This is a genomic window from Vulgatibacter sp., from assembly GCF_041687135.1.
In the GTDB taxonomy this organism is placed as follows: Bacteria; Myxococcota; Myxococcia; order Myxococcales; family Vulgatibacteraceae; genus JAWLCN01.
In genome coordinates this window covers 229449-240596 of sequence record NZ_JAWLCN010000007.1, presented here as the reverse complement: position 1 = coordinate 240596, position 11148 = coordinate 229449, and the positions used below count along the sequence as shown (strand labels likewise).

General features: G+C 69.5%; 8 protein-coding genes and 1 pseudogene. 5 read left to right on the top strand and 4 right to left on the bottom strand.

Annotated features, from left to right (window positions below; all coding sequences use genetic code 11):
- Positions 1 to 94: 94 nt before the first annotated feature.
- Together ACESMR_RS17035 and ACESMR_RS17030 are read right to left on the bottom strand one after the other, a co-directional pair.
- Positions 95 to 1006 carry a bestrophin family protein gene (locus ACESMR_RS17035; RefSeq protein ID WP_373048303.1) on the bottom strand — a complete coding sequence of 304 codons (912 nt, stop codon included), beginning with the start codon at positions 1004 to 1006 and terminating at the stop codon, positions 95 to 97.
- Positions 1007 to 1054: 48 nt separating this feature from the next.
- Entirely contained in the window at positions 1055 to 1729 is a 675-nt protein-coding gene (locus ACESMR_RS17030; protein ID WP_373048302.1) for a hypothetical protein, read from the bottom strand.
- A 127-nt stretch (positions 1730 to 1856) separates the two neighbouring features.
- Between ACESMR_RS17030 and uvrC the strand changes: the two are divergent.
- Both uvrC and ACESMR_RS17020 read left to right on the top strand, forming a co-directional pair.
- A pseudogene (uvrC, locus tag ACESMR_RS17025) lies at positions 1857 to 3794 on the top strand (excinuclease ABC subunit UvrC); the annotation flags it as partial.
- 351 nt (positions 3795 to 4145) lie between these two features.
- A complete protein-coding gene (locus ACESMR_RS17020) occupies positions 4146 to 4664 on the top strand; it encodes a DUF507 family protein (protein ID WP_373048301.1) in 519 nt (172 codons plus the stop codon).
- Between the two features lie 88 nt (positions 4665 to 4752).
- Here the strand turns inward: ACESMR_RS17020 and ACESMR_RS17015 are convergent, their stop codons facing one another.
- Positions 4753 to 5139, bottom strand: coding sequence for a TraR/DksA family transcriptional regulator (locus ACESMR_RS17015; RefSeq protein WP_373048300.1), 387 nt, complete (start codon positions 5137 to 5139; stop codon positions 4753 to 4755).
- Positions 5140 to 5306: 167 nt separating this feature from the next.
- Here ACESMR_RS17015 and trmFO point away from each other — a divergent pair, with 167 nt between their 5' ends.
- The 3 genes from trmFO to xerC all read left to right on the top strand — a co-directional run bounded on the left by trmFO (position 5307) and on the right by xerC (position 9331).
- Entirely contained in the window at positions 5307 to 6689 is a 1383-nt protein-coding gene (trmFO, locus tag ACESMR_RS17010) for a methylenetetrahydrofolate--tRNA-(uracil(54)-C(5))-methyltransferase (FADH(2)-oxidizing) TrmFO (protein ID WP_373048299.1), read from the top strand.
- Positions 6689 to 8284 carry a TolB family protein gene (locus ACESMR_RS17005; RefSeq protein ID WP_373048298.1) on the top strand — a complete coding sequence of 532 codons (1596 nt, stop codon included), beginning with the start codon at positions 6689 to 6691 and terminating at the stop codon, positions 8282 to 8284. Before trmFO ends, ACESMR_RS17005 begins: the two co-directional genes overlap by 1 nt.
- Positions 8285 to 8398: 114 nt before the next feature.
- Positions 8399 to 9331 carry a tyrosine recombinase XerC gene (gene xerC / locus ACESMR_RS17000; protein WP_373048297.1) on the top strand — a complete coding sequence of 311 codons (933 nt, stop codon included), beginning with the start codon at positions 8399 to 8401 and terminating at the stop codon, positions 9329 to 9331.
- A 168-nt stretch (positions 9332 to 9499) separates the two neighbouring features.
- On the opposite strand, the gene ACESMR_RS16995 is transcribed toward xerC, so the two are convergent.
- Complete coding sequence (locus tag ACESMR_RS16995; protein ID WP_373048296.1) at positions 9500 to 10543, bottom strand: hypothetical protein; 1044 nt, start codon at positions 10541 to 10543, stop codon at positions 9500 to 9502.
- Positions 10544 to 11148 lie beyond the last annotated feature (605 nt).

Genomic DNA, 11148 nt, shown 5'->3' with positions numbered 1-11148 from the left:
AAAGAGCGTGGGCTGCGAGCGCTTCTTCATGCCGTGCAGCGTACCGGCGCCGGGATCGTCGGTCGATCCCGCGCCGGGATTTTTTCACAGCCTCTCAGCCGAGCACGTAATCCACCGGCTCCAGCGTCGGCGGCAGCTCCCGCTCCCCGAGCACCTCGAGCAGATCGATCTCCACCCGCCTGCAGATCGCGGCGAGGGGCAGGTCGTTGGGCAGCAGGCCGAAGGGCTCCTCCAGCTCGTCCCCCAGCGCGTCGAGGCCGAAGAAGGCGTAGGCCACCAGCCCCGCGGCGAAGGGCGTGAGCCAGCCCGCCGCGGAGACGATGCCGAAGGGCAGGGCGATGCAGAAGAGCCAGGCGGTGCGGTGGAGGAGGATCGAATAGGAGAAGGGCAGGGGCGTGAGCCGGATCCGCTCGCAGCCCGCCTGCACGCCTGCCAGGGCGGTGAGGTTCTCCTCGATCTGCGCCGCGATCATCGGATCGATCGCCCCCGCCGCAGCCGCCTCGGCGACCTCCCGGCTGATCTGCCGGAGCACGAAGTCGGGCCGGTTGGCGGTGGTGGCGAAGGCCGCCGCCTCCCCGTGCCGGAGGAAGCGCCGCGTCTCCTCGTCGGGCGTCCCGCGGAGGTGGTGGCGCAGCGCGTGGGCGAAGCCGATCAGCCGGCGGATCGCCGCCTGCTGCATCTCCGGCCCGCCCCGGCGGCCGTGGTGGTGGAGCAGCCTGGCGGCGCTGCGGCAGCGGATCACCAGCTCCCCCCAGAGCTTGCGCCCCTCCCACCAGCGGTCGTGGCTGGCGGAGTTGCGGAAGCCGAGGAAGATCGCGAGGGCGATGCCCACCAGGCTGAAGGGCACCGGGCTCGCGGTGACCTCGTGCTCGCCCGTGCCGTGGACGAAGGCGGTGATCGCGCCGAGGGCCATGACCAGGAGCACCTGCCATTTGATCCGCGGCAGGATCGTGCCCCGCCGGACGAGGAAGAGGCGAATGGCGGAGGGGCGGTTGCGGACGATCATCGGGCGGGTCCTCGCGAGGGCGCCGCTCTATACACCACCCGCCGACGATCAGGGGCCGAGCACGGCGCCCGCGGTGACCGGCATCGGCGCACAGCTGCAATCACGCTCGCCGTAGCAGGCCCGCGGCTCGGGGAGCACCACCACCGTGCCGTCCGCCGGCACGCCGCCAGGGCAGACCTTGCCCCCGCCGATCCCGATCACGGCGGTGCCCTCGCCGCGCTCGCCCGGGATCCCCGGCGCCGCGGCGAGCGCCGGCTTGCAGCGCTGGATCGCGGGCTGGAGAAAACGCGCCTGCCAGGCCGCCATCTCCCGGTAGCGCCGCACGTGGTCGTCGACCCGGGCCAGGAGCGCATCCGCCTGCTCCCGCTGCTCCCGCCGCAGGATCGGCTGGAGGGTGGGCTCCGCCACCAGGCGCCGGAGCCGCACCGCATCCGCCCGCACGGTCTGCACCCGGTCGCGGTAGGCGCTCCCGAAGGCGGTGCTCCGCGCCAGCAGCGACCGGCTCTCCTCGCTGGCGCAGAGGGCGGCGCTCCCCTCGGCGACGGGGCCCTGCGCCAGCTGGTTGTGGATCCGCGCCTCCGCCCTGCCGATGGCGTCCGCCTCGCCGAGGTGGCGCCGGAGGGTGGCCACCTGGGCGCGGAGCTCCTGCGGCCCGGGCGCGAGGAGGGCCGGATCGAGGGAGCTGGCGAGCAGCAGGGCGAGGAGCGGAAGTTTCATCACCATGGGGTGCGTGCGCGGTACAACCAGCGAGGTGGCGCCGGGCCTCCCGCAAAGCGGAATGGCGCGAAGGGCCTGCCGTTTCCTACACGATGCGCCGGCGCCGGCATAGGACCGGCCAGGCGAACGAACGATGCGAAGCGAACTCCGCCAGAAGCTCGACGACCTGCCCGTCTCCCCCGGCGTCTACCTGATGAAGGATCGGGAGGGGACCGTCATCTACGTGGGCAAGGCGGTGAACCTGCGCTCCCGCGTCCGCTCCTACTTCCAGGCGGGCTCCTCCGACACCCGGGCCTTCATCCCCTTCCTCGAGGAGCTGATCGGCGACCTCGAGGTGATCCTCGTCCACAACGAGAAGGAGGCGCTGATCCTCGAGAGCACGTTGATCAAGCGGCACAAGCCGCGCTTCAACGTGATGCTCCGGGACGACAAGGCCTTCATCTGCCTGCGCCTCGACGAGACCCACGCCTTCCCCCGCCTCGAGGTGGTGCGGCGGATGAAGCAGGACGGCGCCCGCTACTTTGGCCCCTATTCGAGCGCCAGCGCGATCCGCGAGACCCTGAAGCTGGTCAACCGCTACTTCCAGCTCCGCACCTGCACCGACCAGGTGCTGGAGAAGCGGACCCGGCCCTGCCTCCTCTTCCAGATCAAGCGCTGCCCGGCCCCGTGCGTCTACGAGGTGCCGAAGGAGGAGTACGCCCGGAGCGTCCGGGAGACGATCCTCTTCCTCGAGGGCAAGGAGCCCGAGCTGGTGGAGAGCCTGCGGCTGCGGATGAAGGAGGCGGCGAAGAACCTCCACTTCGAGGACGCCGCCCGCTTCCGCGACCAGATCGGCGCCATCGAGCGCAGCCTCGAGAAGCAGCGCACCGTCTTCTCCGACGAGATCGATCAGGACGTCTTCGGCTTCTACCGGGAGGGGCCGAACCTGGTGCTGGAGATCCTCTTCCTCCGCAGCGGCAAGCTCGTCTCCGCGCAGCACTTCCCCTTCACCGGCCAGGAGTTCCCCACCGAGGAGCTCCTCTCCTCGTTCGTGGACCAGTACTACGAGAGCGGCGCCGCCATCCCCGACGAGGTGCTGCTGCCGGTGGAGCTGGAGGATTTCGCCTCCAAGGCCGAGTTCCTCTCCGAGCGAAAGGCTCGCAAGGTCCGGGTCTACCAGCCGATCCGCGGCGACAAGCGGCGCCTGATCGAGATGGCGAACAAGAACGCCGAGCAGGGCTTCGTCGAGCGCCGGAAGAAGGACAAGACCAACGAGGAGATCCTCGAACGCCTCCAGCAGCGTCTCGAATTGCGCAGGCTCCCCAGGCGGATCGAGTGTTTCGATATTTCCAATTTTCAGGGGACGGTGGTGGTGGCCAGCCAGGTGGCGGCCCTCGACGGCGAGGCGGACAAGTCGCGCTACCGCCGCTACAAGATCAAGAGCTTCGCCGGACAGGACGACTTCGCCTCGATGTACGAGGTGATCTCGCGAAGGGTGAAGCGCGGCCTCGAGGCCGGCGACCTGCCCGACCTCTTCCTCATCGACGGCGGCAAGGGGCAGCTCAACGCCGCCCGCGCCGCGGTGAAGGACGCCGGCGCCCTGGAGCTCGTCGACCTCGCCTCGCTCGCCAAGAGCCGGGTGGAGGGGGAGACCGACAGCGGCAGCATCGCCCGCAGCGACGAGCGCGTCTTCCTCCCCGGCCGCAAGGATCCGCTGGTGCTCCGGCAGAACTCCGCCGAGCTCTTCGTCCTCACCCGCCTCCGGGACGAGGCCCACCGCTTCGCCATCACCTTCCACCAGAAGCTGCGCCGGGCCCGGAACTTCAAGTCGATCCTCGAGGAGATCCCGGGGGTGGGGGAGAAGCGGCGCAAGGCGTTGCTCCGCCATTTCGGCTCCCTGAGGCGGATCCGGGCTGCCTCGGTGGAGGCGCTCGCTGAGGTCGAGGGCTTCAACCGGGCGCTGGCGGAGCGGGTGTGCGAGTTCCTCGCCCGGCCCGCCGAGGATCCCGACCGCGACACCGAGCTCCCAGAGGGCGCGGCGCAGTCGATGGACGAGGAGGCCGAGGTCGGCGAGGCCCTCGAGGACGAGGACGAGGCGCTGGTGGAGGAGCTCGAGGCTGCCTCCGCGCTGGTGGCCCGCACGGTGGAGACCACCTATGGCAGCCTCCCCCACGGCATGGTGCCGGAGCAGGCCGACGCCGATCCCGCGGAGGCGACGCCGCAACCGCAGGGCGGCAGCGGCCCCTCTGGGCGGGAGCGCTGAGCCCCACCGGTGGGAGGTGTCCGGCATCTGGCAGCGCCGCCACGGTCCAAAAAAAACCGGGAAATTCCTTGCCGCCCCTCTTGCGCGTGGTCTAAACCATTCCTCTACTTACAGCGTCCGAGCGGGTCCTTGCCCCTGAGTTCGAGGGGGATTCCGCGCAGCAGGCGAGGGCATTGAGGCATGCGACTCTACCCCAAGGTGATCCCGGCGATCGCGCGGGAGGTCATCCAGACCTTGACCAAGGAGGGCGACATCGAGGTCGAGACCCTCCGGGTCGCCGACGCCGAGATGGACATGGCGGCGATCATGCGCGAGTACCTGGCCGCTGAAGAGCGGGTGAACCAGGCGACCAAGGAAGCGCTCGAGCGCCGTGGCTACGACCACAGCCGCTTCAACGCCGTGAAGCGCGAGATGGCAGACGTCCGCGGCTTCAAGATGGGCGACGAGGGGATCGAGTACGTCATCGGGCAGATGATCGAGTTCCTGCTCATCTCCCGGAACGTCGAAGAGGTCTACTCGGACGACCCGGGGCTCCGCCGGAAGATCGTCAACATCTTCCGCAAGCACCTCGACGTCGATGCCGAGCTCGACCGCGAGGCCCGTGCCCGGATGAAGAACCTCCAGGAAGGCACCGCCGAGTGGGACGTCGAGTACGGCAGGACCCTCGACCAGCTCCGCCGGGCTCGCGGCCTGATCTGAAGCAGCAGCGGCCGCAACGCAGCGCGCGGTGACGCAGGCCCTTCCGGGCCTGGCGCCACCGCGCTTTTGCTTTTGGCCGGTCCCGGGATCAGAGCGTCGGCAGCTCCCGCGCGCCCATCTCGCGGGCCTCGGCCCGGGAGGCGCACTCCGCGTCACGTAGGGCGTAGGGAAGCGCCTTCAGCCGCTCCACCGGGATCTCCTCCTCGCAGTCGACGCAGAGCCCGTAGGTCCCCGCCTCGAGGCGGGAGAGGGCCGCGTCGATCTGCGCCACCTCGCGCCGCTGCCCGTCGTTGAGCTGGGTGAGCACGTACTCCGCCGTGGCGTTCTGCGCCCCCTCCTCGAGCTCGGGGAGGCGCTCCGCGTTCTTCAGGCCTTCCAGCTCCCGCGCACCCCGCTGCGTGCTCTGCACCAGCGCGTGGCGCCGCTCGAGCAGCTGCATCCGCAGCCGGTCCAGCGTCTTCTGGTCGTATGGCATCGCGACACCTCCTTGGTGTGCAATCTGGGGACGAAGGGGGGCGGAGGCCAGCGCAGGCCCAGCGCAGGCCCGAGCAGGGAATGCACAGCGTAGGGCTCGGGTCTCTGTACAGGCAGGCCCACGTCCCTTGCCGGGTCGGGGGGCGGCTGCTAGAGCAGTGCGCAACCATGAGACAGCAGATCACCATCATCGGCGGGGGCCTCGCGGGCTCCGAAGCCGCCTTCCAGCTCAGCCGCCGCGGCCACGATGTCCGCCTGGTGGAGATGAAGCCGGGCAAGCGTACGCCCGCCCAGCACTCCGACCGGCTCGCCGAGCTCGTCTGCTCCAACTCCTTCCGCTCCGACAACCCGGAGAATGCGGTGGGGCTCCTCCACGAGGAGCTGCGGCGGATGGGCTCCCTCGTCCTCGCCGCTGCCGACGAGGCCCGGGTTCCCGCAGGCGACGCGCTGGCGGTGGACCGCGAGCGCTTCTCCGAGCGGATCACCGGGACCATCGAGGCGGACGCCCGGATCAACCGGGTCCACGAAGAGGCGGTGGCGCTGCCCGACGGGCCTTCGCCCTGCATCGTCGCCACCGGGCCGCTCACCTCGGACGCGCTGGCGCAGGCGATCGCCCGGGCAACCGACGGCGGCAACGGGCTCTACTTCTACGATTCGATCGCGCCGATCGTCACCGCCGAGTCGATCGACATGTCGATCGCCTTCGCCCAGAGCCGCCACGGCAAGGGTGGCGGCGACGACTACCTCAACCTGCCGCTGAACGAGGCCGAGTACCGCGCCTTCGTCCAGGCGCTGCGCGAGGGCGAGAAGGTCAAGCCGCACGAATTCGAGGAACCGAAGTACTTCGAGGGCTGTCTGCCCATCGAGGTGATGGCGGAGCGCGGCGAAGAGACCCTGGCCTACGGGCCGATGAAGCCGGTGGGGCTCTCCGATCCCCGCACCGGGGCGCGGCCCTACGCGGTGGTGCAGCTGCGCCGCGAGGACGTGGCCGGTACCTCCTGGAACCTGGTCGGCTTCCAGACCCGGCTCACCTGGCCGGAGCAGCGGCGGATCTTCCGCACGCTGCCGGGGCTGGCCAACGCGGAGTTCCTCCGCCTCGGCCAGATCCACCGCAACACCTTCCTCAACGGGCCGGCGCTCTTCGGCCCCGACATCTCGCTGGCGGCGCTGCCCCACGTCTTCTTCGCCGGGCAGATCGCCGGCGTCGAGGGCTACGTCGAGTCCTGCGCCCTGGGCTTCGTGGTGGCGCTGGCGGTAGATGCGCGGGTGCGCGGCGTGCCCTTCGTGGCGCCGCCGCCGGAGACCGCGCTGGGCGCGCTGGTCGGCCACGTCACCGGCACCGCCCACCCGGAAGGCTACGACTACCAGCCCACCAACATCACCTGGGGGCTCTTCCCCCCGCTGCCGGGCCGCGTGCGCAAGCACGAGAAGAAGGCCCGCCAGGTCGTCCGCGCCCGCGAGGCGCTCACCGCCTGGGCCGCAGCCAACGAACACGCCGCAGCGCCCCCGCCGGCGCCGGCGGCCACCCCCTCCGTGGAGACGAGAGCCTGATGTTCTCCCTGCGCGTCCTTCCGCTCCTGCTCGCAGTCGGCCTCGCCGCCGGTTGCAAATCGAACTCCCAGCCCGCCGCCTACAAGGGCGAGGGCAGGCTCCTCGCCGACGGTCCCGCCCGCGAGGTGGTCACCGCGCCCGGTGGCGGCGCCGTCGCCTGGCTGGCCGATCCGCAGCTCGCGAGCGACAAGGGGGTCAACACCTCCAACCAGGTCTACGTCGGCAAGGTCCGGATGGCGCCCACCAGCGGCGGTCCCGCGATCACCCTCGGCGACGGCGTGGCCACGCTGCCGGGGACCTTCTTCTTCTCGCCGGACGGCGGGAAGCTCGGCGCGCTCACCGCGTGGTCCTTCCCGAAGCAGCACGGCACCCTGGTGGTGGCGGACGTGGCCCGGGGCGAGAGCCGCAAGGTCGCCGACGAGGTCTCCTTCTTCGCCTTCTCGCCAGACGGCAGGCAGCTCGGCTACGTGGCCGATCGCAAGCTCTCGGTGGAGCTCGCCGCCGGCGGCGCCCCGGTGGCGATCGCCCCCAACGCCTCGACCTTCGAGTTCTCGCCGGACGGCAAGTCGCTGCTGGTGCGGCGCCGAGCGATCGGCGGAGGTGGCGAGCTGCTGCTCGTCGATCTGGCGAAGCCGGACCAGGCGCAGGCGCTGGCCGACGACGTGGCCGACTACCGCTGGGCCGAGGACGGCAAGCGGCTCGCCTTCACCGCCCGCAACGACAAGGGCGGCACCGATCTCTACGTGGTGGAGCCGGGGAGCAAGCCGGCGAAGGTGGGGGAGGGCGTGCCCACCTTCCGCTTCTCGCCGGACGGCAGGCACCTCGCCTTCATCGGCGACGTGACCATCCAGAAGCAGTTCGGCGATCTCTACGTGCTGCCCGCAGGCGTGGCGAAGCCGGTGAAGATCGGCACCACGGTCACCGACTTCACCTTCGCGCCCACCAGCAAGCGGATCGGCTGGCTCGACAAATACAGCCCGCAGAGCCGCGGCGGGAACCTCTCCTGGGCCGAGCTCTCCGAGAAGCCCGAGGCCCGCGAGGTCGCGAAGAACGTGCCCAGCTTCGTCTGGTCCCACGGCGGCGACGCCCTCGCCTTCGCCGCGCGGCAGACCACGCCGGTCTTCTCCATCGACCTCGACCTCTACCGGATCGGCAAGGACGAGAAGCCGGTGCGGGTGGGGCGGGGCGTCTTCGGCTACTCCTTCTCCGGCAAGGACGACCGCCTCTTCTTCCGCACCGAGTGCACGCGCAATGCGCGCTCCTGCGATCTGCATGCGGTGTCGGTGGAGAAGCCCTCCGAGCCCGCCCGGAAGATCGCCACCGGCATCTTCACCTACGAGCCGGATCCGCACGACGAGTCGATGCTGATGATCACCTACGCCCGCACCGACGCCGACGCCCTCGACGTGGCGGCGGTCCCGGCGGACGGATCGGCAGGGCCGAAGACCCTCGATCGCATGGTCGCCCACGGCACGCGTTTCGTCGGCGGCGAGGGCGACCAGATCGCCTACGCGGTCCTCGACCAGAAGCGCCTCGGCGTCTACGTCGCCGAGCCGCCTGCCTTCGAGAAGCCGGTGGCTGCGCAGCAGAAGTAGAGCCCGGTGCGCGCGATGGGGCCGCTGCTTCCCGTCGGGAGGCGGCGGCCTTTTGCGTGCGGCATCCACAGCGCTGCTGCTGGACGGGGGCCGAGGCTGCTGTACCCTCGCGCCATGGCCGGTGCGAAGAAGGTGGTGCTGCCCAAGGCGGCGGAGCTGGACGAGCGGGTGGCGGGCTTCCTGCGCCACCTCGCCGTGGAGAAGCGCTACTCGAAGCGCACCCTCGGCGAGTACGAGGGCGACCTGCGCCAATTCCAGCACTGGCTCGCGGAGAAGCGCATCGATCTGCTCCGCGTCGACACCCTCACCCTGCGCGGCTATCTCGCCCGCATGCACGGCGAGCTCGAGCCCGCCTCGATCGCCCGCAAGCTCTCGGCGATCCGCTCGCTCTACAAATGGATGCAGTCCCGCGGCCTGGTGGAGGCGAACCCCGGCACGCTGGTGGCGACGCCGAAGCAGAAGAAGCACCTGCCCAAGGTGGTGCCCATCGACGAGGTGACGGCGCTCCTCGAGACGCCCCGGGCCGACTCGCCGCTGGGGGCCCGGGACCGGGCCATCCTCGAGGTGCTCTACGGCGGGGGCCTGCGCTGCGCGGAGGTCTGCGGCCTCGACCTCGCCTCGCTCGATCGCTCGAGCCGCCTCGTGCGCGTCCGCGGCAAGGGCAACAAGGAGCGGGTGGTGCCGCTGGGCCGCAAGGCCTTCGCCGCGCTGGAGGCCTGGCTCGCCCTGCGGCCGATGCTCTTTTCGAAGACCCGCCCCGGGCAGGACCCCCACGCGCTCTTCAACAACTACCGCGGCGGCAGGCTCACCATGCGCTGGGTGGCGCGCATGATCGACCGCTACGTGGCGCTGCTCGCCCTGCAGCGCAAGGTCCACCCCCACGCGCTGCGCCACAGCTTCGCGACCCACCTCCTCGACAACGGCGCCGATCTCCGCGGCATCCAGGAGCTGCTCGGCCACGCCTCGATCTCGACGACCCAGCGCTACACCCACGTGAGCGTGGAGCAGCTGATGGCGGTCTACGACAAGGCCCATCCGCGGGCGTGAGGAGCCCGTCTCGGACGGCGATCTGGCGAACGATGTTTCGCAAACCGGGGCAAAAACGCGGAGGGCTAGCGCGTGCTCGCGTTCATCCGAAGCTCCCGACCGAGCGGCTGGAGCTTGCGGTCGTCTGTTATCGCCAGAAGCAAACGGTGCGCGAGCTAGCGTGAATGTCTATTCAACAACGGAGCCGATCTCATCGAAATCTTCGATGTGATATCGGATGATCTTGTTGAAACTCGACCTATGCTCGGCACGGTTTTCACCGACGTAGAGGAACGTGTCGTCGAGGGCCAAGAGGGAACCCCTCCATTCAAAGCCAGGCGTTGGGGCGAAGCGGCGCATCCTCCCGTCACTCAGCCGGATCAGCCAGATATGCGACCGCTCAGCCTGTGGGAGATCGGTCGAGCCCGAGACAGTGCGGGCGGCTGCAAAGTCGCCCCAGGTGACAACCCTGGAAACAGACGCTTCGGTAACATCCGGAAACTTCCAAGAGGCGACAGCTCCGCCATCGCGCGACACACTCCAGAACTCCGGTGCCCCAATCTGATCATAGCAGTCGGTGGACGAGCCTTCGCTGCTACGGACGCCAACAATCCTGTCTGTGCTCGCAGCCACGCCGCACGCCGCGCCGGGCATTGGGCCAACGATATTTCGGGCGGCGGCACCACCGGACCATGCGCGAATCCAGGAAGTCGGAGGTGTGCCGGCGGCGATCTCCGACCACACTGAAATACCTGGACCGGCTGCCCCGGCACCGTACATAGCGATTGCCGGGATGGCAGTCAGTTCGTTGGAGCCCGGACTGGCCAACACGGAGACGTTCTCGCATCCGAAAAAAATCGCGGGAGGGCTCGAATCCGCAGCCCATTTGTCGCACGTATTTCCCTCGGTCTCAGCCCACGGGAACTTGAATTCCCAACTGGCGGCACGCCCATCGTACACAGCGCGAAGCATAAGTCCGTTGGAATAGATTGTAGTAAGATAGGCGGACTCTCCGATCTTGCCAGCGTGGGGCGGCGAGCTGGGATCGGGATTGGTTGCCGTGGAATCCATCCGTAGCGCCATCGTCGTTTCGCCACTCAGGAGATCCACATGGCGTCGGAACCAGTAGGCGGGCCGTGGCTGGAGGAATGAGGCAACGACGCGGGGCCCATCAGCCGTCGTCACGTTTTCGATTGCTGCTGCCCAGAGTTCATCTCCAGTCGTCAGCTCCACGAATTCGCAACCTTGCCCGCACTCCGTCCAACCCAGCGGTGGGAAGCGTAGCGTGCCAGGCACGGACTCGCGCACTCTGACCTCGGCCTCCTCCGACGAAGCCGGGAGGTCACGCCAGACGGAATCCTCATCGAGCCAGCCGAGGTCTCCGTTGGTTCCGGCCTCGCCGCCGGTCCCACCCGTGCCCCCGCCAGTCCCGCCTGCCCCGCCTGCCCCGCCTGCCCCGCCGGTGTTCGAAGTCCCGCCCGTGCCGCCGCCGCCCGAACCGCCTACAGCCGGCTCGCTCATTGGCGGATGGGTCTCGTCTCGGCAGGCGGCCAAGATGCTCAGAAGCCCCATCACGGGAACGATGACTCGGTGCCAATTCATCTGAACCTCAAGCCAGGCGCGGGCAGCAGCAAAACGCACTGCCACCCGCGCTCGAAATGTACCGAGTTGGAGGCCGGCCAGCGGCGCTCCGCCAGAGCACTCAGCCTTCTCAAGACAATGGACAACCGCCGTTTCAGCTTCGGAGGTTACCATGAGTGGGAGACTCGGGTACTGCGCTCTCAAGGAGAGCGCCGCTGGACTGCCAGGACCGGATGACGGCCTTGCCCCAGTCGTGA